This window comes from Blastococcus saxobsidens (assembly GCF_002938435.1).
In the GTDB taxonomy this organism is placed as follows: Bacteria; Actinomycetota; Actinomycetes; order Mycobacteriales; family Geodermatophilaceae; genus Blastococcus; species Blastococcus saxobsidens.
This window is the reverse complement of record NZ_POQT01000003.1, coordinates 65,915-91,755: the sequence shown is the minus strand read 5'-3', so window position 1 is coordinate 91,755 and position 25,841 is coordinate 65,915. Positions and strand designations below refer to the sequence as shown.

Annotated in this window: 19 protein-coding genes; 9 read left to right on the top strand and 10 right to left on the bottom strand. The window is 71.7% G+C overall.

The genetic code is table 11. The features are described from left to right. The first annotated feature begins 139 nt into the window (after positions 1–139). Positions 140–1,474, top strand: a complete 1,335-nt coding sequence (locus C5507_RS02790; protein WP_158657469.1) for an oligosaccharide flippase family protein — start codon at positions 140–142, stop codon at positions 1,472–1,474. Positions 1,475–1,502: 28 nt separating this feature from the next. On the opposite strand, the gene C5507_RS02785 is transcribed toward C5507_RS02790, so the two are convergent. Then, on the bottom strand, positions 1,503–2,411 hold the full coding sequence (locus C5507_RS02785; RefSeq protein ID WP_104527010.1) for a glycosyltransferase family 2 protein: 909 nt from the start codon (positions 2,409–2,411) through the stop codon (positions 1,503–1,505). A 278-nt stretch (positions 2,412–2,689) separates the two neighbouring features. Here C5507_RS02785 and C5507_RS02780 point away from each other — a divergent pair, with 278 nt between their 5' ends. Beyond that, complete coding sequence (locus C5507_RS02780) at positions 2,690–5,356, top strand: GMC family oxidoreductase (protein WP_104527009.1); 2,667 nt, start codon at positions 2,690–2,692, stop codon at positions 5,354–5,356. Between the two features lie 406 nt (positions 5,357–5,762). Further along, positions 5,763–6,935, top strand: coding sequence for a glycoside hydrolase family 16 protein (locus C5507_RS02775; protein ID WP_104527008.1), 1,173 nt, complete (start codon positions 5,763–5,765; stop codon positions 6,933–6,935). A gap of 320 nt (positions 6,936–7,255) precedes the next feature. Here the strand turns inward: C5507_RS02775 and C5507_RS02770 are convergent, their stop codons facing one another. Further along, the gene (locus C5507_RS02770) at positions 7,256–8,407 is read right to left on the bottom strand and encodes an acyltransferase family protein (RefSeq protein WP_158657468.1); all 1,152 of its coding nucleotides are present in this window, start codon (positions 8,405–8,407) and stop codon (positions 7,256–7,258) included. 195 nt (positions 8,408–8,602) lie between these two features. Here C5507_RS02770 and C5507_RS02765 point away from each other — a divergent pair, with 195 nt between their 5' ends. The 5 genes from C5507_RS02765 to C5507_RS02745 all read left to right on the top strand — a co-directional run bounded on the left by C5507_RS02765 (position 8,603) and on the right by C5507_RS02745 (position 14,626). Continuing rightward, entirely contained in the window at positions 8,603–9,691 is a 1,089-nt protein-coding gene (locus tag C5507_RS02765; protein ID WP_207225894.1) for a glycosyltransferase, read from the top strand. Positions 9,692–10,285: 594 nt separating this feature from the next. Then, positions 10,286–10,954 carry a hypothetical protein gene (locus C5507_RS02760; protein ID WP_104527006.1) on the top strand — a complete coding sequence of 223 codons (669 nt, stop codon included), beginning with the start codon at positions 10,286–10,288 and terminating at the stop codon, positions 10,952–10,954. 87 nt (positions 10,955–11,041) lie between these two features. After that, on the top strand, positions 11,042–13,363 hold the full coding sequence (locus tag C5507_RS02755) for a putative bifunctional diguanylate cyclase/phosphodiesterase (protein ID WP_104527005.1): 2,322 nt from the start codon (positions 11,042–11,044) through the stop codon (positions 13,361–13,363). An 80-nt stretch (positions 13,364–13,443) separates the two neighbouring features. Next, entirely contained in the window at positions 13,444–13,833 is a 390-nt protein-coding gene (locus tag C5507_RS02750; protein ID WP_104527004.1) for an S-adenosylmethionine decarboxylase, read from the top strand. A 1-nt stretch (position 13,834) separates the two neighbouring features. Beyond that, positions 13,835–14,626, top strand: a complete 792-nt coding sequence (locus C5507_RS02745; protein ID WP_104527003.1) for a hypothetical protein — start codon at positions 13,835–13,837, stop codon at positions 14,624–14,626. 37 nt (positions 14,627–14,663) lie between these two features. Here C5507_RS02745 and C5507_RS02740 read toward each other — a convergent pair whose 3' ends face one another. Beyond that, positions 14,664–16,025, bottom strand: coding sequence for a hypothetical protein (locus C5507_RS02740; protein WP_158657467.1), 1,362 nt, complete (start codon positions 16,023–16,025; stop codon positions 14,664–14,666). Positions 16,026–16,591: 566 nt separating this feature from the next. On the opposite strand from C5507_RS02740, the gene C5507_RS02735 reads away from it, so the two are divergent. Then, positions 16,592–17,455 (top strand): N-acetylmuramoyl-L-alanine amidase, encoded by an 864-nt coding sequence (locus C5507_RS02735; RefSeq protein ID WP_104527001.1) that lies wholly within the window; start codon positions 16,592–16,594, stop codon positions 17,453–17,455. A gap of 10 nt (positions 17,456–17,465) precedes the next feature. On the opposite strand, the gene C5507_RS02730 is transcribed toward C5507_RS02735, so the two are convergent. From C5507_RS02730 to C5507_RS02700, 7 genes are all read right to left on the bottom strand, one after another. Then, positions 17,466–18,353 carry a discoidin/SUN/FTP domain-containing protein gene (locus tag C5507_RS02730; protein ID WP_104527000.1) on the bottom strand — a complete coding sequence of 296 codons (888 nt, stop codon included), beginning with the start codon at positions 18,351–18,353 and terminating at the stop codon, positions 17,466–17,468. A 368-nt stretch (positions 18,354–18,721) separates the two neighbouring features. Continuing rightward, a complete protein-coding gene (nrfD, locus tag C5507_RS02725) occupies positions 18,722–19,765 on the bottom strand; it encodes an NrfD/PsrC family molybdoenzyme membrane anchor subunit (protein WP_104526999.1) in 1,044 nt (347 codons plus the stop codon). 1 nt (position 19,766) lies between these two features. Beyond that, positions 19,767–20,828 carry a 4Fe-4S dicluster domain-containing protein gene (locus tag C5507_RS02720; RefSeq protein ID WP_104526998.1) on the bottom strand — a complete coding sequence of 354 codons (1,062 nt, stop codon included), beginning with the start codon at positions 20,826–20,828 and terminating at the stop codon, positions 19,767–19,769. Positions 20,829–20,940: 112 nt separating this feature from the next. Beyond that, a complete protein-coding gene (gene fdh, locus C5507_RS02715; protein WP_104526997.1) occupies positions 20,941–23,658 on the bottom strand; it encodes a formate dehydrogenase in 2,718 nt (905 codons plus the stop codon). A 12-nt stretch (positions 23,659–23,670) separates the two neighbouring features. Then, positions 23,671–24,234, bottom strand: a complete 564-nt coding sequence (locus tag C5507_RS23605) for a molybdopterin-binding domain-containing protein (protein WP_104526996.1) — start codon at positions 24,232–24,234, stop codon at positions 23,671–23,673. 225 nt (positions 24,235–24,459) lie between these two features. Beyond that, entirely contained in the window at positions 24,460–25,215 is a 756-nt protein-coding gene (locus C5507_RS02705) for an SGNH/GDSL hydrolase family protein (protein WP_130504308.1), read from the bottom strand. A gap of 106 nt (positions 25,216–25,321) precedes the next feature. Further along, entirely contained in the window at positions 25,322–25,597 is a 276-nt protein-coding gene (locus C5507_RS02700; RefSeq protein ID WP_130504307.1) for a hypothetical protein, read from the bottom strand. Positions 25,598–25,841: the final 244 nt, after the last annotated feature.

Below are 25,841 nucleotides of genomic sequence, written 5' to 3'. Positions count from 1 at the left end.
CGCACCACCTCGACGGCCGGGCGGGCATCATCAGCCGACGCAGACGATGACGCCCTGCGCGCGGACGACAAGAAAGAGTGGGCGACCGATGGCGACGGACGGGGCTCCGGAGACATCATTCCGACGTGCGGTCGCTCTCATGACCGCTTCCAGTTTCCTCATCCCGGCGGCAGGACTGATCACGGCACCGATCCTGGCGCGAGCTCTCGATGTCGACGGCCGTGGGGAGATGGCAGCGGCGCTCGCACCGTCGGTACTCATGCTGGCGGTCGCGACCTTGGGTCTGCCGGACGCGCTCACCTACTACATCGCGAAGCGCCCAGGCATCACTCGGCCGGCCGTCCTGTGGGCCTTCCTCTTGACGGCGACGCTCGGCAGCCTCTGCCTGCTTGCCGTGTACTACACCCGCCCCTTCCTCTCGTCGGGCGATGAAGGCCTCGGGGAACTCATCCTCCTCGCGACGGCCCTTACCGTGCCAGCTCTGCTGGTAGGGGTCCTCCGGGGAGCTGCGACCGGTCGGCAGATGTGGTTCGCCGTCGCGACCGAACGCCTGATCAACTCATCGTTGCGGGTTCTCACCTTCGGCGCACTGTGGCTTCTCGGCGAGCTGACCGTATTCGTCGCGGTCCTGGTCAGCGCGCTCATCCCGCTGATCACGGGGCTCGCCTACTGGCGATTGTTCCTCCCGGTCGCATCGCCTTCGGGAGACTCCTCCTCACCCATTCCCTTGAGGAACATCGTGTCGTTCGGCAGCCGTGCCTGGCTCGGTTCGGTCGCAAGCATGCTGCTGGCACGACTGGCGCCTCTCCTCATGGTCCCTCTCTCGACCGTGGAGGACCTGGGGCTCTACACGGTCGCCACGACCATCTCGGATCTCCCGCTGGTCGTCGCGCTGGCGGTTCAGGGCGCGCTATACGGCGTCGACAGCCGATCGACAGACGCACGGCGCCTGACCGCGACCACCCGGACCACGCTGCTCATCGGGGTGCTGGGATGCACGCTGATCGGCATCACGCTGCCCCTCTGGATCGGCTTCTTGTTCGGCCCGGAATTCGCCGCGGCCACCTTGCCGACGGTGATGCTGCTGGTCTCAGCCCTCATCTGCATTCCGGGCCTGATGGCGGCCTCCGCTGTCGCCGCGTGGGGCCGCCCGGGCCTGCGCAGCCTCGGACTAGTCGTCACCCTCGTCGCCAACGCAGGTTCGTTCGTGCTGCTCGTGCCTCCGTTCGGCGTGTACGGGGCCTGCTGGACGAGTTTGATAAGCAACGTGGTCCTGACGAGCTACATGGTCAGCGTCGCCTGCCGGCTGATCAAGGCTCGGCCCAGCGACTTCCTGCTCCCCCGGCCCTCCGACGCCCGAGTGGCCGTGGAAGAAATGGGGCGGCTGACGCGGCGACTGCTCCCCAGCCGACGGCGCCACGACGTCAGGACCACTCCCACCTCCAAGACCGCTGGTAGGAAGCGAACTGAGTGACGGCCGCCGGACCTGACGCGCGGACCGCTCAGCCGGCCGGGGGGCGAATTTCTGGAACCGGGATCTCCAGCACGCGTTCAGGGGTGAACCGCCGGTGGGCGACGTCCACGGCCGCCCGCAAGTTGCCACGGAACCGCTCGCGCCGCCACGACCGTTCCGTACTGCGGACCGAGCGGAGCGCGTTCTTCCCCACACGTGGGAGGGTTTCGTGGAGTGTCAGCCACAACGGGAAGCTGCCCACATGGTGGAGGTACGCCGGATTCATCACCTGCGAGTACCCGAGTCTCTCGTGCGCGACCCGACCCCCGGACTTCACGCCTCTATGGACGATCACACAGTCCTCGACTCGAGCGAGCAGGCCATGGCGCATGGCACGTCGGGCGAAGTCATGGTCCTCCAGCCACGAGTAGAGCGGAAGCCGGGCGTCGAACCGCTGGCCGGCCAGAGCGTCAGGGCGGAAGGCGAAATTGCAGCCGTACAACTCCCGACTGCTTTCCCAGCGACCGCCAGGCGGTTCCAGCCGCGACGTCGCCAGCGCCTGCTCGGAGGCTTCCCGCGACACCTCCTCGCCGGTAGCCCCGTCCACGAGCACCCGTCCCGTGAGAGCGACGGCATCCGGGCAGCACTCGAAGAAGGCCAGCGCCTGCTCCAGGTAGTCCTCACGGACCACTGCGTCGTCGTCGAAGCAGAAGATATGCGTCGCCTCAGGTACTGCGTCCAGCCCAGCATTGCGCTGGGCAGCCAGGCCGCGGCCGTACACCACGATCGCGTTCTCCGGCAGGGGGGTGGAGGGCAGGCTGTCGGCGTCGGGCACAGAGAGCACGAGCGTGAAGTCCTGCCACGTCTGGCGTCCTAGGTCGGCGACCACCTCACCGAGCAGTCCCGGGCGACCCGCCGACGCGAGCAGGACTACGACGTGGCACTGCCTGACCGACACGGAGCCTCCTGGGGCGACTGGCACGGGACCTGTCCCGTCCGGCTGGGGGCATTCTGCCCGCACGCGGACCGCGACGGCAGTGGTGGCCGCAGCAGTGCCCCGGAATGCCGGATGGTCGTCAGCCAGCAGGTTGAACGAGCGGCACGTGGTCGGCCGAACCTCTGGCGTCGCCCTCAAGCGCTCGCCTAGATTCCAGGGGCCGCGCGATCCGAACGGCCACGAGTTCTGAGCAGCACAGGGCGCCCTGGTGACTCCGGGGCCGGACGTCCGGGAGCTACATGCCCGTCATAGATCTGGGCGCGGCCGGCGAGGACGCGTCTTCCGCCATCACCGCGTGTGATGTCTGCGTGGTCGGCACCGGTCCAGCCGGCGCCACACTCGCCCGTGAGCTCTCAGGCACGGCGCTCCGGGTCGTGGTGCTCGAGAGCGGCGGGATCGAACGGGACCCCGATGTAGACCAGCTCAATGACGTCGAGAACGTCGGTCGGGCGAGGGCTGTCGATCAGTGGAGCGTCCGCAACCGCATACTCGGCGGCTCCTCGCACACATGGGGCGGTCGGTGCGCGCCCTTCGACGCCATCGACTTCTCGTACCGCTCTTGGGTGCCGGCGTCAGGATGGCCGTTCAGCCTCGATGAGCTGGTTCCCTACCTCGAGCGGACGACCTCCCATCTCGGTCTCGCGGTCGGGAACGGCTTTCAAGACGACCGCTTCTGGGACCTGGCGGGACGTCGCCCGCCGACCGCGACGCCGGATCCCTCGAAGTTGTTGTCGTTCTTCTGGCAGTTCAGCCGCGACCCGGCGGAGTCCTACCCCTTCGAGTACACGAGGTTCGGCCGCGGCCTGCTGGAGCGGCTCGGCGACCACGTCACCGTGGTGCTGCATGCGACGGTGACCGGAGTCGACCCCGTGGAGTCGGGCCGGGCCGCGAGAGGCGTCCGCTTCACCGGTCCGGACGGACGGACCCGCTCGCTGGCAGCGGAGACCGTCGTCCTAGCCGCCGGCGGGATCGAGAACGCTCGACTCCTCCTCGCCTCGGACACCGTCACGCCGGACGGACTGGGGAACGACCACGATTTGGTGGGCCGTTACCTGATGGATCATCCGAGGGGCACCGTCGGCACGTTCCCCGTCCGGGGAACGGGCGATCTCCAGAAGCGACTGGGCCGCTACAACGTGCACGGGCACTTCTTCCGCGCCGGCTTCCGCCTGAGCCCGGAGGTCCAACAGGCGGAGGGGCTGCTCAACTGCTCCGCATGGCTCGGCGAGCAATGGGCCACTGACGACCCGTGGGCGGCCATGCGGCGGGTCCTCGGTGGCCGGCCCCGGATGCCGGACGATGTCGTCGCCCTGACGAAGAACGTGGGATTCCTCGCGCGCGGCGCCCGCGACTACTTCATCGAGCGCAACGGCGTGCCACGGAAACTTGCCGGCCTGGAACTGGTCGGCATGGTGGAGCAGCGGCCGGACCCGGCCAGCCGGGTGACCCTCTCCGACCGGCGGGATCGCTTCGGTCAGCGGCTGCCCCGCATCGACTGGCGCATCCACGACGACGAACCACACACCATGCGGCGGATGGCCGTCTTGGTCGCCGACCAGCTGGCTCGGATGGGCTTCCCAGCACCCGACCTCGCCGACTGGGTGGCCAACGGCGAGAACTTCCCCTCGTCCTTCGTCGACGTGGCGCACCCCACTGGCACGACTCGGATGTCGACGGACCCCACCCAGGGAGTGGTGGATGCGGACGGACAGGTGCACGGCGTCGCCGGCTTGTACGTAGCCGGAACGTCCGTATTCCCGACCGTGGGTCACTGCAATCCCACCCAGATGATCGTCGCCATGGCGATCAGGCTGGCCGACCACCTCAAAGCGCACGCGGCCGCGGACACCGCAGCGGTCCTGCGAGCTCGCAAGCGCGAGGGACAGCCGACGACGGTCCTCCTCACCGGTGCCACCGGTCGGATCGGCCGGGTGGTGCTCGCCGACCTGCTCGAACGCGGCTACCACGTGCGCGCCACCACCTCCCGCACGCCCGGTGACTCGCACACAGGAGGTGCCGAGCTGGAGTGGCGGACGTTCGACCTCCTGCGGGCCACAGCCGACGACTACGACGGCCTGATCGACGGGTGCGTCGCGGTGCTGCACCTCGCCGCAGCGATCGGCAATGCCGAGCGGATGCCGAGGGTGAACGCCGAAGCGACCCGGCACCTCGCCGAAGCGGCGGAACGGGCCGGCGTCGACGCGTTCTGCTACACGAGCTCGGTCTCCGTCTACGGCAGCGGCCGCGGCCGCGTGATGTCGGAGGACGCCCCCGTCCTGACGGTCGATCACGACGTGCCCTCGGAGTACTGGGCGCTTCCCTACGTCCGCACCTACGGGCGGACAAAGTTGGCCGGGGAACTGGCCATCCGAACAGCGGCGAAGCGAGTGCGCTACGTCATCTTCCGGCCGACGGTCGTCGTTGACATCGACGACATCCTCCGGATCCGGGACTGGAACCCCATCAAGCGCGTGCTTACGGCGCATCGCCACGCGCACCACGTGTTCGTGCGCGACGTGTCCGACGCCCTCATCTGGTCGATGGAGGGCGCCCTCGCGGGGCGCGGTGAGCCGGGAAGCGTGGCGGTCTACAACCTGTCCGAGGACGAGTACCCCGAGCCCACCCACGCCGACTTCCTACGGCGAGCCTTCAAGGCCAGTGGGGACCCCAGGTTCCGAGTGGCACGAATCCCCGGCGTGGCCGACTGGGCACACGACTTCCTGCGCTTCCGCAGGCTCACGTTGCGCAACCCCCTCTGGAGAATGCGGTTTCCGAACGACGCGCTGCGTGCGGCTGGGTACGCACCGCGTCATGGATTGGCCAGCGCGTATGAAATTGCTCTAGGGAAGATCGCCCAGGCCGACAGCGCGGGTTCTGGCGCCTCGGGCGACCCTTCGCAGGAATGAGCCACCCCAGGCTCTGAGTGGGCGGCACTCGGACGTCGCGACGGCGGGGTCCACTGCAGGTCGCCCCTGAGTCGCCAATGACCGGCAGGGGCGCCGGTTGCCGTGCTGACTGGCTCCGATCGGCCGCGTGCGCGATCAGTGCCCCTTGCTACGAGGCGTCGGAGCAGTCGGGCGACGTTTCCGCTGAGATGCCCGCCTGTCTGTGATCGGTCGGTTACGGATTGCCTCAATAGCAATATAGCGTTACGATGTAACTACGCTTTGTGATCATTTGCCGTTAGCGGCGACGTACCGCCAGGCCAGGGAGAGGGCCGCATGCGCCCCGCCCGAGGCTCTGCCCTGGGCCCGCCGCATCGCCTGATCCAACGGCCCATGTTGCTTGCCGACGATGACCGGATGACGACTCATGACTACGCTGCGCGCGATCGCCGTTTGCCTGTGCGCCCTGCTACTACCCGTTGCCTGGCTTCCCGCGGTAGCGCAGGCCGCCGCAGAGAGTCAGTCGTGCACCTCTGGCAAACCGTGGCAGGTCACTGCCCAGTGGGGGGCTCCCTTCACCGACAGCCGCGGGGTGCAGCGCACCAGACTGGAGGTGCGCTGGACCTCCACTAAAACCGTACTGACGGAATGGGAGGTGCGGTCCTACAACGGGGACTCCTCGGTGGCCGGCACCCTCCGCGGACAGACGCGATACGACTACGGCACGTCGAATAGTCGGTACCGCGTCGACGCACACGACCCGGCCGGCGTTGGGGCAAAGGTGCGAGTTCGTGTCGGGGTTGCGCTGGACGGCAAGGCGGACTGCCTGCTGTATTTCGCCGCACCCGCACCCGCACCCGCGGCAGAGCAGGAACGGGCACCAGAGCCGCCGTCGAACCTGCTCTTCGTCGATGACTTCACCGGCCCCGCTGGGCAGTCGTTCGACCGCACCAAGTGGCGCGACTGGTCGTCGTGCACCTACCACTCCTCCGCGGCGTTCGGGAACATCCGTTGCGGCGACACCGAGACCCTGGATGGGCAAGGGCACCTGCGGATACCGGCCACCCCCACAGCCGGTAGTGCCATCTCTACCGCTGGCAAGTTCGACTTCGTGTACGGCGAGGTCTCCGCGTGGATCAAGGTGCCCGCTCAGGACGGCTACTGGCCGGCGTTCTGGACCCTCAACGCCGAACAAACCTGCTGCGCCGCGAAGAAGCTCCCGGTCGGCGAGCTCGACATCATGGAGCAGTACACGACCTGGGACACGCTTTACCACAGGGCAGTGCACAACTGGAACGGCGACCGGACCTGGCACGGCGGTGACGCGGTCTGCGGCAACGTCGACTTGACCGCCGGGTTCCACAAGTACACAGCGCGCGTCGAACCCGGCCGGCTCACGTTCTTCTTCGACGACAAGCAGTGCGGGCGAACCATCACCCCCGACTTGGGCGTTGGCAAGCCGTACGCGTTCGGCCCACAGCTGACCGACCCGAACTTCTTGATCCTGGACCTTGCCGTAGGCGGGGCTGGCGGACAGCAGAACCGGGCTACCCAGCCAGCTGTCATGCTCGTGGACCGGGTAGAAGTCAGGAGCCTCTAGCTTCCGAGAAGAAGCGCGCGTGCCCTCGTCGGCGCCTATCGCTGCCGTGGCTTGGTCGGTGACCCAATGCTCGGGCGCCGGCCGAGGCTCCGGCGTCTACCCCCGGGGAGACGGGAAGCGCTGAACGACGGCCGGAAGCCACCAGCACGTGCTCGAGGCCGTCCGTCGTGCTGATGACCGGCATCGGCTGGGTCACGTCCGCCGAGACTCGACGCGCGCAGGCCTCGGGGCGCTCGCCAGCCCCTGGTACACATGCGTCCGGTTCCCGCGTTGCGCGTCGCGACACGCTCGTAGAAGTCGCATCGCCGGCGAGTCAGCAGTCAGCCTTCCGAAACCCCCTCAGGACGCCGGACGCGCCTCGCCGACTGCGCCTCCCCGCCAGGTGCTGCATGAACCTGCTCGCTTCCTCGCCAAGCAGGTCGTCGCTGTCCGCGCCGCCGGAGCGGCACCTCGACCCATCTGTAGGACGCCGCGGCGAGCAGGACGGTGAGGGCCGGCGCCGCCGTCCCGTACAGCCAACGGGGCGCACCCATGGTGAACATCGCCAAGATGAGCGGCAGGTGGTAGAGATAGACGCCGTACGAGCGTTGCCCGAGCCAGACCACCGGCCCCCAGCTGAGCACCGTCTTGACCACCGATCCACCGGGTGCGGCGGCGTGGCCGACGACGACCGCCGTCAGCAGCGCCACCAGCAGGAAGCCGCCGTGGTACATCCAGTCGTCGACGAAGATGTGCACGAACGGGATCATCAGGACTAGAGCGGCTGCGGCAACGACCGCCGGCCACGCCGAAGTGAACAGGCGCGCCGGCCGCTGCTCGCCGTGCAGTGCCACGGCCACTAGCGCGCCGCAGAGAAACTCGTCAAAGCGGGTCCAGGGGAGAAAGAAGGCGCTGAGATTACCAAGGGCGACCGCAGTGACTGACCGTCCGATGGCGAGGACCAGCACGGCTGCTGCCACGAATACCATGCGGCGACTGCGCACTGCGACGAGCCCGAGAGACAGTGCGAGCAGAGGCGCCCACACCAGGTAGAACTGCTCCTCGACGGAGAGCGACCACAGGTGGTTGAGAATCGTCCCGCCGCCGTCCTGCCGGACGGCCTGGCCGATGTTGTAGGTGTAGGTCAGCCCCAGCACGGCCTCGCGGAACCATGTACCCAGCGACTGGTGACTTGAGACCGTTGTCAGGACGAGCCCGAGAAGGACGGCGAGTGCTAGCGCCGGCGTGAGCCTCCACCAGCGACGGCGGTAGAAGTCGATGAGACTGATCCGACCAGTGCGGTCATGCTCCCGGAGCAAGGTCAAGGTGATGACGAAGCCGGATATGACGAAGAAGACATCGACGGCAAGGAAGGCGCCGGGCACTCGACGCTCCGACAAGTGGAAGGCGATGACGGCGACTACCGCGACGGCACGCAGTCCGTCAACCGCCTGATGATGACGCCCGCGCGTCAGCGTGTCGGTCGACGTCACAGCGATCTCCCCCCACATCGGTGATACAGCGGCATCCTGTCGGTCGTGTCCGCCGCTGCACAGGGCAACCGGCATGGTTCGGCCGCCGCAGCATCTTCAAGGGCCGAACAATCAACGCGCACGAGATCGCTGTAGCGACGCGTGCACCGGCATTATGACCACGTGCAAATGCCCGATAGCGCAGACGGCGCGCGCGTGACCCTTGCCCACGAACGGTTCACCGAATTTGCCGGGTCCGAGGCCGTCGTCGAGCAACTGGCGCTCGAGTGGCCCGGCGCGCCGATTCTGGCGCCGATCGCCCGCCCGGGTGTCCTGGCTCATGACATGCAGGCGCGCCTGCGCACTACGCCACTGAGCCGGCTCTTGCGCGGGACGACCTACGCGCACCTGCTGCCGGCACTGCCGGTGGCCATGCGGTGTATGACGATCCCTGAGTCGGACGTCGTCATCGCCTCTCATCACGCCTTCGCGACGCAGGTCGTCCATGCGACGTCAGCTCCGGTCGTTGCCTACGTGCACTCCCCCGCCCGGTGGGTCTGGGACCCTGTCATGCGCACCGGGGAATTCGGCGGACGATTGGGGGGAGTCGCTCTTGGCGCGTTCTCGGCGGCATTCCGGCCCGTGGACCGTCGCGCCGCCGCGCGGGTGCACACGCTGGTCGCCAACTCCCGCGCCGTCGCAGAACGCATCGCGGACTGGTGGGGCCGCGAGTCGGTCGTTGTTCACCCTCCCGTGGACACAGACTTCTACACGGCGGATGGCGCCGTCGAACGTGAGGACTTCTTCTTGCTCGCCGGACGGCTGGTCCCGTACAAGCGACCCGACCTGGCCGTCCGGGCCGCCGAGAAAGCCGGGGTCCCCTTGGTCGTCGCCGGCGACGGTCGCTCGCGTACCGAGGTCGAACAGCTGGCCGGACCACAGACGAGATTCGTGGGGCGCGTCGACGACGATGGTCTGCGCGACCTCTTCCGCCGCTGCCGTGCCCTTCTCATGCCAGGCATCGAGGACTTCGGCATCGTGCCGGTCGAAGCCCAAGCCTGCGGCGCGCCGGTTATCGCCATCGACGCCGGAGGTGCGCGGGATTCCGTACTTCCCGGCGTCTCCGGTGAGCTGGTGCCGACGGACGGGTCTGACGACGTGAGTACCTGGGCCCGAGCGCTGAGAACCTTCGACGAATCAACCTACGACGCCCACCGCATCCGCACTCACGCGGAGTCTTTCTCCCGCCCGGCCTTTCGACGTGCGATGGCGGACGTCGTTCACACCGTTCTGGTGAAGAGATGAACAGCCGTAGGCGCCGGCGTCGGCTCCAGAGCCGCTAGGTCCGCAGGAGGGGATCCGTCGTAAGGCTGAGGTTTCCGTCCGGCGACATCCACACGGGGCGTAGTAGCGATCCAGCGGACCGTGTCCCGTGAATCCCGCACGTCGGCCTTCGCCACCTGGCCCTTACCGCGCCGGCGGTTCGTGGCCGTCCTCTGCGTCCTCGGCTCGTGTCGGGCCGGCTGCAGCCACAGCCCGCGCTGATGAGCTAGCCAGCCATGTCGCCGCCGCTCCACGCCGCGCATCGTTTCCTGGTCCATCAAGCCTCCAGGCCCGGCCACCTTGCATCGCCCGGTGACTGCCGGCCGGCAGCGACCGGGGCTGCGCTGCCGTGGCAACCGGGACGGTAGTTACGCCTGCTTCATCCGTGTCGGACGACATCCAAGCCCTTCCGCGGTCCGGTGCTACTGGCCCCTTAGCCTTCGGCTCATGCCCTGTCCCTCGTGTGGGGCGACGGACGCACGCACGCAGATCCTTCCCGGGTACTGGCGCTGCGACGCCCTCGTCCCGGCCGGCCGGCCCGCTGCCGTCGGCGACGCCACGGCGTCGGTTGCCACCGTGACGGAAACCCGCTGCGGCAAGGTCTACATCCAGACCCGCGACGACGGCCCCGGCTCCGCGCGCTGCCGGTGCGGTGACCCCGCGGTCGGTGAGTGCACCGAGTGCTCCCGCATGGTGTGCGCCGACCACTCCGACCTCTGGCAGGGGTGGCGGGTCTGCGATCGCGACCTGGCCCTGGCGAGGGTGCGCGCTCGTTCGGCCGCGGCCGCCGAGGAACGCCGCCGCGAGGAGGAGGCAGCAGCCGCCGAGGCCGAGCGTCTCCGGCAGCGCACCACGCTGCTCGAGCTGGCCGACGAGGACGCCGTCTGGATCCTCTACGCCCGCGACGAGAAGCGCACCGAGCAGGAGATCCGCTCCGCCGCGCACACCCTGCGCCGGCTGACCGCCGCCGAGTTCACCGACGTCTGCCTCTACCTGCTTCCCTACGCCCGCGAGCCGCACAAGCAGCGCAACGGGCTCACCAGCCTGTCCGGCTGGATCTTCACCGGCTCCGGCTACCACGGCCGCTCCTGGTTCCTGACCCGCAAGGGCGAGTGGCACCGCAGCGCCACGGCCGGCACCGAGCAGGGACACAGCTGGAAGAAGGTGCGCTTCGACGACGTCGAGAAGCGCGCCGTCATCGACGAGATGTCCTGGCAGCAGTCCCTGGACAGCGGCCTCATCTGACCGCAGGGGCCGCCGTGCCTCCCTCCTCGGGGTGATCCCGGGCGCTCATCCGTCAAGCCCGCCGGGTCCGTGACCGTTGTCGTAGGCATGGACCAGCGATCGCAGGCTGCGGCCACGCCGAGGCCTGCCCGCCGTGCGCTGGTGCTGACGATCGGCCTGGCCGCGCTGTTCGCCACCGGCATCGGGCCACGCCCGGACGGCGCCGCATGGGACCGCACCTACGACGTCGTCCTCTTCAACCTCCCCTACCTCGCCGCCGCCGCGGCCTGCGTGCTGGCGGCGAGCCGGGTCCGGACGGAGCGGGTCGCCTGGGTGGCGCTCGCCGTCGCACTGACCCTGGGCGCCGTCGGCAACGCCCTGCGGGTGCTGTCCGCCGGCCTGCAGGGCAACGAACCGGCGTCCTGGCTCTCGCACGCGGTCCTGCTCGCGGCGTACCTGGTCATGTACGTCCCGGTCGTCGTGCTCATCCGCGTCCGGGTCGCCCGCTTCCACCCCAGCATGTGGCTCGACGGCGTCGTGGCCGCCCTCGGCAGCCTGTCCGCCGGGGTCGCCTTCGTCCTGGGCCCCTACCTCCGCACCGACCCCGGCGAGGCACCGGTCGCCGCCGTCGACCTCGTCGCGCCGATCACGACGGTGCTGCTCATCGCCGTCGTCATGGCCGTCGGCGGCATCCTCGGCATGCGCCTCGACCGCACCGCGGTGCTCCTCGGCGCCGGGCTCGGCGCCGTCTGCATCTCCGACCTGGTCCTGTTCGCACTGAAGGTGCGCGGCACCTACGTCGACGGCGGCCCGCTCGAACTGGGCTGGCTGGCCGGCGTCGTCCTGACGGCCGCGGCCGCGACGGGCGCCGTCGAACGGCCGGCTCCCGTCGACGCCTTCGATTCCCGCATCGGCTGGCGGCTGCTCGCCGTGCCACTGGCCAGCCTCGTCGCCGGCCTCGTCGTGCTCAGCCCGGCCTGGTCGGATCCCGTGCCCGACCTCGCCGGCTGGCTGGCCATGGGCTGCGTGCTGGCCGGCCTCGTCCGCATCGCCGTCACCTTCCGCGAGGTCCGCGAGTACAACCAGGTCAAGCTCGAGTCACGCACCGACGAGCTCACCGGCCTCGCCAACCGGCGCGCGCTGCTCGAGCGGGCGCAGCGCGTCGTCGCCTCGGCGGTCATCGACCGGCCCGCCGCCCTCCTGCTGCTCGACCTGGACGGGTTCAAGGAGATCAACGACAGCCTCGGCCACTCCGCCGGCGACGACCTGCTCCGCCAGGTCGGCCCGCGGCTGCGCGGCTCCCTGCGAACCGAGGACGTCCTGGCCCGGCTCGGCGGCGACGAGTTCGCCGTCCTGATGCCGGTCGCCGAGCCCGACGAGGCACGCGCGCTCGCCGAGCGGCTGCGCGAGCAGCTGCTGGCGCCGTTCACGGTGGCCGACGTGCGGCTGCACGTGGGCGTCAGCATCGGCGTCGGTACCGCGCCGGCCCCGGCGACGACGGTCGAGGAGCTGCTGCACTGCGCCGACGTCGCCATGTACAGCGCCAAGCGCACCCGCGAGGGCGTGCACCTCTACGTGCCCGACCCGGTCACCGGAACCGGTGCCAGCGACCGGCTGCGCACCATGGAGGAGCTGCGCACCGCTCTGGACGGGAACGAGCTCCGGATCTTCCTGCAGCCCCAGATGGACCTGCGCGACGGCCGGATCGCCGGCGCCGAGGCACTGGTCCGGTGGGACCACCCCACGCGGGGGCTGCTCTCCCCCGCCGACCTCCTGCCGGCCGCCGAGCAGGCCGGCCTCCTCCGGCCCCTGACCGACCGGGTGCTCGAGCTCGCGCTGGCGGCAACCGCCCGGTGGTGGCCCGAGCGCGAGGTGCCGGTGTCGGTCAACCTCTCGGCGGCCAACGTCACCGACCTCGACCTGGCCGGCAAGGTCGCCGCCGCCCTGCACCGGCACGGCCTGCCCGCACGGGCGCTCACCCTGGAGCTCGTCGAGGACACCCTCATGGCCGACCCCGAGCGCGGCCGCGCGGTGCTCGCCGCCCTGCGCGCCTCCGGCGTCCGCACGTCGATCGACGACTACGGCACGGGCTACAGCTCGCTGGCCTACCTGCGGCACCTGCCGGCCGACGAGCTGAAGCTCGACCGCAGCCTGACCGCCGACGTCGACCGCGACCCCCGGGCGGCGGCGATCGTGCAGAGCACCGTCGCCCTCGCCCACGCCCTGGGCCTGAGCCTGGTGGCCGAGGGGGTCGAGACCCTGGCGACCAGCGCCACCCTCGCCCGTCTCGGCTGCGACGTCGCGCAGGGGTACGCCGTCGCCCGTCCCATGCCGGTCGAGGACTTCCTGGACTGGCTGGCCGCCTCGGACTCCGGGCTCGTCGAGGAGGCGCTCATGCCCCAGCTCGGCCGGGATCCGGCTCGGGACTGACCACGGGTCATCTGCACCTCGGGCCGCGACACGCCGTCACGGATCAGCACTCTCCGCAGCGCACTGTGAACCATGGGGGTGTGCTGCCCTCCTCCCCCGCCCGCGAGCTGCTCCCCCGCCCCGTCGCCTGGCAGGACCTCGCGCCGGAGATCGTCCGGCAGCGGCTGGTGATCGAGGGCATCCCGGCCCGGCCCGTGGACGACGCGCAGATCCGGACGTACCTCTCCGCGCTGTCCCGCGAGGTCGACATGGTGCAGCTGCTCGAGCCGGTGACGCACCGCTCGGACCGGTACGGCTGGGCCGGCTGGATCCACTGGGAGACCTCGGGGGCGCACTTCTACGCCTGGGAGCAGCCGCGGTTGTTCTTCTCGGTGGACGTCTACACGTGCAAGGCGTTCGACCCGGACGCCGCCGTTGCCTTCACCGCCGACTTCTTCGCGGCCGGCACCGTCGTCGCGAAGTCCTTCTGAGATGGCCCTCCGACTGCTCGTGGCGCACTCCGCCGGGGAGCGGGATGCCGCACGACGGGTCGAGGCCGACGTCTTCCTGCAGGCCTTCGGCAACACCCCGGCGGTCATGGAGCAGGAGTACGGCCCGTACGAGGATCGGTCGCGCTTCGTGGCGGTGGTCGACGACGAGAGCGGCCGCGCCCTGGGCGCCATCCGGCTGATCCCGGCGGGCCCCGCACCGGTGAAGACGCTGGCCGACGTGGCGGGCGAGCCGTGGCACCTGCCCGTCGCGGACAGCCTGGCGACGATCGACCTCACGCCCGAGGCGGTGTGGGACGTGGCCAGCCTGGCCGTGGACCCCCGCTACCGCACCGGTGCGGCGGGCGCCGAGATCACGCTCGCCCTGTGCCACGGCGTCTGGCGGTACGCCACCGGCACCGGCGTCCACGGCCTCGTCACCATCCTGGACGACCGGGTGCTCCGGGTGCTGCGTGTCCTGGGCCTGCCGTGGCGCCCGATGGCGGGGGCATCGTCCCGGCCCTACCTGGGCTCACCGGCCAGCACCCCCTGCGTGTTCGACCTGCGGAAGGCCGAGGTGGAGGTGCCCGCGGCGCGTCCGGACCTGGTGCCGGCGCTCGACTCGGGGATGTTCCGCTCGATCGTCGTCGACCCGGTCGACCTGGCGCCCACCCGCGGCACCGTCGCCCCGCGTGCCCGGCCGGAACGGTCGCTGCCCCCGCGCCGCGACACGACGGGGTGGCGACCGCCGACGTCCCGCCGCACGGAGGCGTCCGCGAACCCGCCACCGCGGTAGTCCCCCTGGGCAGCGGCGGCCGTGCGGATCGACGTCCTCAGCCGAGTCCGCCCGACAGCGTCTCGCCCCCGCCGAGCGGGATGTCCGCCGGCTTCGAGGGGACGTCGGCGTCTCCGGCTGACGCCGCTGCCTCCGACACGGGGGCACTGACGGCCTCCACCGGGGCCACGACCTCGTCCACGACCGGCGCCACCGTCTGGGCCACGGGCTCGGCCACCGGCGCCACCGTCTCGGCCACTGTCTGGGCCGCCGGCTCCACCGTTTCGGCCACCGGCTCCACCAGCGGCGCCACCGTCTCAGCCACCGGCGCCACCGTCTCAGCCACCGTCTCAGCCACCGGCTCCACCGTCTCAGCCACCGGCTCCACCACCGGCGCCACCGTCTCAGCCACCGGCTCCACCAGCGGCGCGACCGTCTCAGCCACGGGCTCGGCCACCGGCGCCACCACCGGCGCGACCGTCTCAGCCACCGGCTCCACCACCCGGCTCACCGGACCAGCCACGGGCCCGGCCACCGGCTCCACCACCCGGCTCACCGGACCAGCCACGGGCTCGGCCACCGGCTCCACCACCCGGCTCACCGGACCAGCCACGGGCTCAGCCACCGGCTCCACCACCCGGCTCACCGGACCAGCCACGGGCTCGGCCACCGGCTCCACCACCCGGCTCACCGGACCAGCCACGGGCCCAGCCACCGGCTCCACCAGCGGCGCGACCGTCTCAGCCACGGGCTCGGCCACCGGCTCCACCACCCGGCTCACCGGACCAGCCACCGGCCCAGCCACCGGCTCCACCGTGCTGTCCCCGGGCTCCGCCACGGGGGCCACCGGCTCCACCGTCCTGTTCCCGGGTTCCGCCGCGGGCGCCACCGGCTCCCCCGCCGGCGCTTGCGTACCCACCATCCGGCTCTCCGGCTGGGCGGCTGGGGAGGCGAGGCCGGCGTCGGCAGTCGCCACCGGCCCAGGCGCTGCCTGCCCACCGGCGCGCTGCGCGGGGATTGCGGGCGTCGGCGCTCCGACCGGACCGGCCGACGGCGCGCGGAAAACGCTGCCGAAGGGCGCCGGCGACTGCGCCGCGAGGGGTTCGGCGAAGAGGGCATCCCCCTCGAGCGAGGCCCGACCAGCACCGGGCGAGTTCTGGCTCGGGACCCCGGGGTTCAGGGAGAACTGCAGGCCGACCTCGGCGACGTCGGCAGCAGCACCGGCGCCGCCTGCCCCGTTGTCCGGCCCCGAGTCCCAGGGCCCGAGTCGGTACGGCGGGTCCGCCAGCAGCCCGAGGCCCGAATCCGACTGTCCGACGAACAGGGCAGCCGCCAATGCAGCAGCCGCCAGCGCGCCGTTCGCACCCCACAGCGCCGGGATGGCCCGTTCCCGGAGGAACACCTCCCGGGAAGGCGCCACGTCGTGAGCCCGGTGGCGACCGTCGTAGGGCACTGCCGGCTGTCCCTCTTCGGGAGCCCGGTGGCGACCGGCCCGGGACACCTCGGGCCGCCCTGCCTCTGGAACCACATGCCGCCCGCCGTGCCGGCCCATTCCGCCTCCTCGCGCTCGACGGTCCCTGCCTGGCGACAGGGACCCGCCCTCCCCCGAGCACAGGTAGGCCCCCGTCCCGGGAGGGACGTCGAGCGCCGCGCCATGAGAGCCGCCCTTTCCTACCCACGTCCGTGCCGTAAACACCTGCCCCATGACGAGGCCTGCACCGCTTCATGCCGCGGGCCTCCGTCGGTGCACGCAGCCGATGACGCCAACCAGGTGAGCAGCGTCGGGACGCCGGAGACCGGGCGCCACCGCGGTGGGTGATCACCGGGCCGGCTCCGGTCACCCGATCGCCGCGGCCGGTCCCCGTGGGGTTCCGCGATCACGTCCCCTCGCCTGCTCGCCCACCCCCGCGGTGGAACGCGTGCAGACTGGGACCTCCGGCCGGGTCTCGAACCCCTTCGTCCCCGGCGACCGGTGGAGGATCGGCGATGGGCCCAGTCGGCGGTGCGTGGCCGCGCGCACGACGGGCTGCCCTGCTGGTCGCGGTCGTCCTGTGCGCGGTGGCGGCCGTCGCGCTCGCCCTGACCCGCCTGCCCGACGACGGGAGCTCCGACGCCTCCGCCCGGGCGCCGGCCGGGGATCCGCCGTCTGCCGGCCCCGCGGGACCGACCGCCGAGCCGAGCCGCGCAGCCCTGCCGCTCGCCGGGCGGACCGTCGCCCTGGATCCGGGCCACAACCGGGACAACGGCCGGCACCCCGGGGAGATCAGCCGTCCGGTCGACGCCGGCGGGTTCCAGAAGGCGTGCAACACCACGGGCACGGCCACCGACCAGGGCGTGGCCGAGGCGACCGTCAACTGGGAACTCGCCCTCGCCGTGCGCGAGCGGCTGCAGGCCCTTGGCGCGACCGTGGTGATGACCCGCGACGAGGACGCCGGCTGGGGGCCGTGCATCGACGAGCGGGCCGCCATCGCCAACCGGGCCGGCGCCGACCTGCTGCTCTCCCTGCACGCCGACGGCGCAGCGGCGGGCGGGCGCGGCTTCCACGTGATCATGCCGGGGGTCGTGCCGGGGTGGACCGACGACATCGCCGGCGAGAGCGAGCGGGCCGCCGTCGTCGTCCGGGATGCGCTCGTCGGCGCCGGACTGACCCCGGCCACCTACACCGGCCGCGACGGCCTGGACGTGCGCACCGACCTGGGCACCCTGAACCGGGCCGACGTGCCGGCGGTGATGCTGGAGGCCGGGAACCTCCGCAGCCCCGGGGACGCCGCGATGCTCACCGACCCGGGCGGACGAGCGGTGCTCGCCGATGCCCTGACCGAGGCGGTGCAGCGGTTCCTGACCGGCTGATCCCGGCGGCTCAGGAGCCGGCGAACCGGACGTCGCTGATCGCGGTGAAGTCCCGGACGGCGGAGTCGTTCCCCGTGCCGGCGATCTCCAGGACCACCCGCCGCGTGGTGACCGCCTCCGGCAGCTGGAACTCCGCCATGCCCGCCGAGGGGGCGGCGATGTCCTGCCGCTCGGTGCGGCCGTCGTCGAACTGCCAGGCGACCGCGGTCACGGTGCGGTTCTCCAGGAACCGGTCGGTGCCGTCGGCCGGGTCCACCTTGGCGTAGCCCGGCACCAGGGCCACCGACGTCACGGTCACCGGCGCACCGAAGTCGTAGACGAGCTGCTGCCCGACCGCCGCCCCCGGGCAGCGCCAGGCGGTGGCCCCGACGGCGTCGAGCGTCAGCTGCGGCTCGTAGGTGACCGGGTTACCGGCGGCGTCCAGCCCCGGTGGCGCCTGGCACGTGGCCGTCACCGACACCGGTTGCAGCGGCGCAGAGCTGCCGGAGGGGGCACCGGCCGACGGCGACGCGCCGTCGCCCTGCTCGCCGGTACCGCCGGTGGTCGCCTCGCCGGCCGACCGCTCGTCGGACGCCGGGGACAACCGGTCCGAGACCACGAGCCCGCCGGCGATGACCGCGGCCACGGCCGCCACCGCGGCGAGGGAGAGCCCGATCGGTCGCGTGCGGCGCCGCGCCGTGACCCGCGGCAGCTGCTCCTCCTGCGACGCCCAGGGGCCACCCACGAGCGTCGGCTGCTGACGCGTGGCCGGCTGCTGCGGGGGGACCGGCTGCTGCCATGCCGGTGGCTGCTGCGCCGGTGGCTGCCGGTCCGGCCACGGGGGCGGGGCGGCGGGCGCCGCCGTGGCCGGGGGCATGGTCTGCGCGGCCTCGGCCAGCCAGGCCTGCGGACCGACCATGGGCACGGGTTCGATCGGCGCTGCGGGCGGAACCGGCGCGGGCGGGCCGCTGCTCCCGGGGGCGTCCGGCGGCGCGGGCACGCCGCCCCTGGGGTACCAGGGCGCCGGGCCCTGCGGATCGCTTCCGCTCACGCACTACCACCCTCACCGGGCGGTCCACCTCGACCGCCCACCGCTCCAGCACCGCCGCCGCGCGCAGGGCACGGTCCGGTCACGATAGGCGCCGAGACCGACGGAAGGCACGGAACCGGGCCGAACGGTTCCGGTGGCCGGGATCAGCGGCCAGTGCCCGACCGGGGCCCTGGCCGCAGTCGCGCGACAGCAGACCCGGCCGACCGCCGGTCCGGCGCCCGCGGGCGCCGGACCGGTCAGCGGGTGATCGTCGAGGCGTGCCCGTTCTGCTGGGCGGCCAGCCGCTCGCGCTGCGGGATGACGACGTACTTCGGGTCCTTGGTGCTGGCGATGCCGGCCTCGAACACCCCGAAGCGGGTGAGCAGCGAGCCGGCCGCCAGCAGCGTTCCGGACGCGATGGCCCCGATCCGGGTGCGCCCGGCCAGGACGGTCAGCCCGGCGCCCACAGCGGTGCACGTCTTCGCCGCCTGCATCAGCTTTCCGGGGCGACCCTCGTGGTACGGCTCGCTCTCGATGCCGTGGTCGTTCTCCACCCTGTGCACCACGGCGAGCTCGATCGCTGCTCCCGCGACCGCCATCTTGCGGGCGGGCCCGGCCTCGTCGACCGGCACGAAGATCATGGAGATGCCGCCGCCGGCGGCCATCGCCGAGCCACCGAAGACGTAGGGCAGCTGCTCGTGGGCCGCGTGCCACGACGGGACGGCGGTGTTGGCCAGCAGCACACCGGTGTAGGTGGCCAGCGGTCCGCCGAAGATCGCCGACACCACTCCCCCGAAGCGCTTGAGCCGCGGGAACCAGCCCAGCAGCTCCACCGCCGCCGTCGCCGCGGCCGCCGCGCTGAACGGCGACAGGATGTAGGTGCCCACCGACAGCGGCGACGTCGGCTTGAACACCCGCAGCATGTGCAGGAACCGCTCCGGCCGCCCGAGGTCGTGGACGAGGGCGACCACCGACAGGAGCGAGCCCGCGCCGGCGGTGTACCGGCCGACGCGGGTCAGCGTCGGCCGGTCGGTCAGGTCGGCGATCGCGGCGAGGATCGACGACGACCCGGCCGCCCCACCCAGGAACAGGTACAGCGGCACGTCTGGCGACTTCCACACCGGCGTCTTGACGATCTGCCGGCCGTAGTACGAGGTGAACTCGACGTCGTCGACCATCGCGACCTCGCCGCGACCCCGACCGCCGCCACGCTTGCGGCGCTTCTTGGTCGTGTGCTGCGTCGAGGGGCCGCGGTCGGCCTGACGCCACCCGGCGTCGGGGCTGGTGATACCGCCGGTCATGTCAGCGCCTCCGCGAACCGAGGACGGCCGTGACCGCGACCCCGATCATCATCACTGCGGCCTTGCCGGCCGCCTTCCACATCGCCGGCAGGTCCCGCGTCGTCACGATCGGGTCCGGCGGCAGGCCGTAGACCTCCGGCTCGTCGAGGAGCAGGAAGAACGCCCCGTCCCCGCCGACGCCGTCGTTCTCGTCCCGGCCGTACAGCCGGGCGGTCTCCACGCCCTGCGCCTTGAGCGTCGCCAGCCGGGCGTCGGCGCGCTCCTGCAGCTCGTCGAGGTCGCCGAACTGGATGGACTGCGTGGGGCACGCGGTGGCGCACGCCGGCTGCAGCCCGTCGGTCAGCCGGTCGTAGCACATCGTGCACTTGAAGACCCGGCCGTCCTCCTTGCGCTGGTCGATGACGCCGTAGGGGCAGGCCGCCACGCAGTAGCCGCAGCCGTTGCAGATGTCCTGCTGCACCACCACGGTGCCGAACTCGGTGCGGAACAGCGCCCCGGTGGGGCAGACGTCGAGGCAGCCCGCGTGCGTGCAGTGCTTGCAGACGTCGGAACTCATCAGCCAGCGGATCTGCTTGTCCGCGCCCGTCTGGCCGGTCTGCGGGTCGAACTCGCTGAGCGCCTCGGCGTTCAGGACGCTCTGCTGGGCGTTGGCCAGGCTGAAGTCGTCGCCCGGCGTCGTCGGCGAGGCACCGTGGTCGTGCCGGTCGTCGCCGGGCCGGCCGAACGTCGGCATCGGCAGGTCGACGGCGCGGCTCTGCTCGATGAACGCCACGTGCCGCCACGAGTTGGCGCCGAGCTGCCCCGTGTTGTCGTAGGACATGCCGGACAGGCCCATGGCGTCCTTGACGCCGAACGAGTCGTCCATCGGGAGCGTGTTCCACTCCTTGCAGGCCACCTCGCAGGCCTTGCAGCCGATGCACACCGAGGTGTCGGTGAAGAAGCCGACCCGCTTCGGGTGGTCCTCCTCGTACCCGGCCTCCGCCGACACGTCGGGCAGCGGCCCGAACAGCCGGTTCTTCGGGTCCGGCATCGCCAGGCCCGGGCTCGCCGAGCTGATCGTCATCGCGCTGCCCTCCCGTTCGTCTCGACGTCCTCCCTCACCGGGAGGCGTCCTCCCTGGCCGTCCACCGTGCGGGAGGACGCGCCACGATCAGGGAACCTGATCCCAGCGGTCGTCACAGCTTCGATCCCTGACCCGCGTCGGCGTCCACCGGGTCACGGCCGTTCAGGCCCACCCGGCCCGACTGCACGCCGGCCCGCTTGCGGTACTCCTCGACGAAGTCGATCAGCCCCGGCCCGCGCGGGCGCCGCCCGGGGACGATGTCCGCGGTGCTGACCTTGTCCTCCTGGATGTGGGTGTTCGGGTCCAGCGAGATGCCCAGCAGGTCGTTGGCGGTGTCGCCGGTGGACAGGCCGCTGTAGGACCAGTGGTAGGGCATGCCGATCTGGTGCACGACCTGCCCGCCGCGCAGCCGGATGGGCCGGATCCGCTCGGTGACCAGCACCTTCGCCTCGATCGCCGTGCGCGCGCTGACCAGCGTGGCGAACTCCCCGTTGGTCAGCCCGCGCAGCTCCGCCAGCTCCGGGCTGACCTCCACGAAGAACTCCGGCTGCAGTTCCGACAGGTAGGGCAGCGTGCGGCTCATGGCACCGGCCGTGTGGTGCTCGGTGAGCCGGTAGGTGGTCACCTGGAACGGGAAGACCTCGCTCATCGACGGGTTCTCCCGGTTCCACGGACCCGGGATGCGCTCCACCGTCGGGTTCGCCTGCTGCTTGTACAGCGCGTTCTCCGCGACCGACTCGACCGGCTCGTAGTGCGTCGGCAGCGGGCCGTCGACCACGCCCGCGGGCGCGAACAACCACGCCTTGCCGTCGCCCTGCATGACGAACGGGTCGGTGCCGGCCAGCGCGTCCTGAGCACGGGCGCCCTCCGGCGGCACGTAGTCCGGCCGCTTGTGCTTCTCGAAGTCCGGGGTGTCCAGGCCGGTCCACTCACCGGCCGCCTCGTCCCACCACACGTACTTCTTGCGCTCGCTCCACGGCCTGCCGTCGGGGTCGGCCGAGGCGCGGTTGTAGAGCATCCGGCGGTTCAGCGGCCAGGCCCAGCCCCACTCCGAGGCGACGGCGCCCTGCTCCTTGGCCGGCTTCCGGCGCGCGGCCTGGTTCACCTCGTCGGCGTACACGCCGCAGTAGATCCAGCAGCCACCGGAGGTGGAGCCGTCGTCCTTCATCTGCATGTAGGACGACAGCGCGCGGCCGTCGGGACCGGTGCCGTTGATCTCGCGCAGCACCGCGTCGGCGCTGGGGTCCTGCGTCTCCCCGTGCAGCGGGTAGTCCCAGGTGAGGTCGAGCAGCGGGCGGTCCCGGGGGTCGGTGGAGTCCGCCAGCCGCGCGCGCAGGATGCGACCGAGGTGGAAGAAGAACCACAGGTCGCTGCGGGCGTCGGCCGGCGGCTCGACAGCCTTGTCCCGCCACTGCAGCAGGCGCTGCGTCTGGGTGAAGGTGCCGTCCTTCTCCACGTGCGTGGCCGCCGGCATGAAGAAGACCTCGGTGCCGATCGTCTCCGGCGCCAGCTCGCCGGTCTCGATCTCCGGCGACTCCTTCCAGAAGGTCGCCGACTCGATCAGCTGCAGGTCGCGGACGACGAGCCAGTCGAGATTGGCCAGGCCGAACCGGTTCATCCGGCCGTTCGGGTGCCCGACCGCCGGGTTCTCCCCGACCAGGAAGTAGCCGGAGACCTTGCCCTCGATCATGTCGGCGATCGTGCGGTAGGAGCTGTGGTCCCCGTTGATCTTCGGCAGGTAGTCGAAGGCGAAATCGTTCTCCGCCGTCGCCGCGTCGCCCCACCACGCCTTGAGCAGGTTGGTCATGTAGGCGCGCTTGTTGCCCCAGAAGCCGGCCTTGCCGGCGGCATCGGCCACGTACTCCTCGAGCGAGCCGTGCTGCAGCGCGTGCGGCATCGGCAGGTAGCCCGGGAGGATGTTGAACAGCGTCGGGATGTCGGTCGAGCCCTGGATGCTGGCGTGCCCGCGCAGGGCGAGGATCCCGCCGCCGGGGCGGCCGATGTTGCCCAGCAGCGTCTGCAGGATCGAGCAGGTGCGGATGTACTGCGCGCCGACGCTGTGCTGCGTCCAGCCCACGGAGTACACCCACGCCGTCGTCCGGTCGCGGTTGCTGTTGTCGGTCACCCACTGCGCGACCTGCTCGAACACGGCCGGCTCGATGCCGCAGACCTCCGCCACCATCTCCGGCGTGTAGCGGGCGTAGTGCCGCTTGAGGATCTGGAAGACCGACCGCGGGTGCTGCAGGGTCTCGTCGCGCTTGGGCTTGCCGGGGATCGGCGGCCCACCGCTGCCGGCTGCCTGCGCCTGGTCGGAGTGGCGGACGCTCGGGTCGTCGTCGAGCTCCCGCTGCTCGGCGGCCTCGGCCGGGTCGTCGGCCGCGGACTCGGGCGGCTCCTCCGTCTCGTACTGCCAGGAGGACTCGTCGTAGGTCCGGGTCTCGGGGTCGAAGCCGGAGAACAGGCCGTCGAGGTCCTCGCTGTCGACGAAGTCCTCGCGCACCAGCGCCGCGGCGTTGGTGTAGGCGGCCACGTACTCCTCGAAGTACAGGTCGTTGCTCAGGACGTAGTTGATCAGGCCACCGAGGAACGCGATGTCGGTGCCGATGCGCAGCGGGACGTGCAGATCGGCGATCGCGCTGGTCCGCGTGAAGCGGGGGTCGATGTGGATGACCTTGGCGCCGCGCGCCTTGGCCTCACCGACCCACTGGAAGCCCACCGGGTGGCACTCGGCCATGTTCGAACCCTCGATGACGATGCAGTCGGAGTTCGCGAGGTCTTCCAGGAAGTTCGTGGCACCGCCACGACCGAACGAGGCACCCAGACCGGGCACCGTCGCAGAGTGCTATATGCGTGCTTGGTTCTCGATCTGCACAGCGCCCAGGGCGCTGTACAGCTTCTTCATGAGGTAATTCTCCTCGTTGTCGAGGGCCGCCCCGCCGAGGCTCGCGATCCCCATGGTCCGGCCGAGCTTCCGGCCTTCGGCGTCGGTGTCCTGCCAGCCCTTGCGGCGGGCCTCCAGGACGCGGTCGGCGATCATCTCCATCGCCGTGTCGAGCTCGAGGTCCTCCCACTCCGTCCCGTGGGGACGGCGGTACTTGACCGTCGTGACCCGCGAGGGGCTGGTGACCAGCTGCTTGCTGGCGCTGCCCTTGGGGCACAGCCGCCCGCGGCTGATCGGCGAGTCCGGGTCGCCCTCGATCTGGACGACCTTCTCGTCCTTCACGTAGACGTTCTGCGCGCAGCCGACAGCGCAGTACGGGCAGACGCTCTTCACCACGCGGTCGGCGGTCGCGGTGCGCGACACCGTGGCCTCCGTCGCCTTGCTGCGGGCGGCCTTGCCGCGACCCAACGGGTCCGAACCGGTCAGCTGCCGGTACACCGGCCAGCTCTCGAGCCAGGTCTTCACACCCGGCACTCTGCCATCTCCCCCGCCCCGTGGCGCGACGACAGGCCCCGGTTCTCCCCCGATCGGTTGTGGACGGCCGATCTGCCGCGACTCCCGGGGCCGCGGCATGGCGCGCGGTCCGCCCTCCGCCCCGCTGCGGCACCTGCGTGCGCCACGCACTCCGGCTCTGCCCGCACCGGGGAGCAGAGGCGGAGCGTCCACCCGTCCGCGACGGCCCTCCACCGGTCAGCGGTCCGCCGGGAGCAGGTCCTCCACCAGCGGACGGATCTGGTCGGCGACGTACCGGTGGCCCGCCCGCGTCGGGCCGACCCCGTCGGGCCCGATGCGCGAGGGTTCGGCCAGCCAGCCGGCCACCAGCGGGTCGACGAACGGAACGCCCGCGGCCGCGGCCGCCGCGGACACCGCGTCCCGGTTCGTCACGATGTAGCCCGGCGGGTCCGTCGTCGGCCACGCCGGGCCGATGGCCAGCAGTTCGGCGCCCGGCGACGCCGTCCGCGCGACGGCGAACACCGACTCCGCCGCGGCGCGGATGTCCGGTGCGGCCTCGATGTCGTCCCGCGACCCGAAGAAGACGACGACGTCGTGGCCCGGTCCCGCCGCCCGGAGCAGGCCGTCGAAGGTCTCGCCGCCCGATGCCGGCTCCACGTACCCGGCGCCCGCGGCGGCCTGCACGGTGAGCGCGACCGGCCGGCCGTCGGCGGCGAGGTCGTCGGCCAGCAGCTGGGCCCAGCCCGGCTCACCGGCCGGTGCGACGGTGGTGCCGTCACCGACCACGAGCAGCCGCAACGGCTCGGCCCCGGCCTCCGCCTCGGCCGGGGGTGCGTCCTCGCGGGCGGCCGAGCCCCCCGCCGCGGCAGGGGCCGTGAAACCGGGCGGCGGGGGCCGGTTGACGACCAGGTAGGACATGACCGCGATCGCCACGACGCTCAGCGCCATCACGATCCAGGCCCAGCGAGGGGCCGGCGGCAGTCCCCCCAGCATGACCGCAAGGTACGCGGGGTGCGCACACCCCGCCGCGCGATCTGGTTCAGGTGGGCAGGACGGGAGGTGCTCCGGAGCACCGGTCACGCCGGGCAGCCGGGGCGTCTCAGGAGGGCGCGAGCCGGCCGGGCCAGGCCGCACCCGTCAGCCGGCGCGGCTCCGGGGCGCGGCCCGAGGCGGCGAGCCGCTGGGCCTGCGCGCGGCGCTGGGCGGCCCGCCGGAGCAGCACCTGGGACTGCGCGGCGTCGTCCGTGCGTCGCGCCCGCTCGGCGAGCACCTCCGCGGTCTCCAGCAGCAGCGCCACCCGCCTGCGGTCGACCGTGCCGCGCTCCCCCGTGCCGCGAGGTGCCGGTACCGGATCAGGCTTCTGCCTCGGAACCATGCCCGCATCGTGGGCGCAGTTCCGGCGTCCCGCACCTCGACCCGCCCACCGCAGCGCTGGCGTGATCATGAACTTCCGGTGGCGCCGCACCGACGTCCTCCCGGCGTGCCGCCACGCGAGCTCCACGATCACACGGGGAAGGGCCGGGAACACCGACGACGGCGCCCGCTCCCCCCGTGGGAGCGGGTGCCGTCGTCGGATCAGGGACGCCTCGACCAGGGTCAGCGATCGGTGCCGTCCGGAG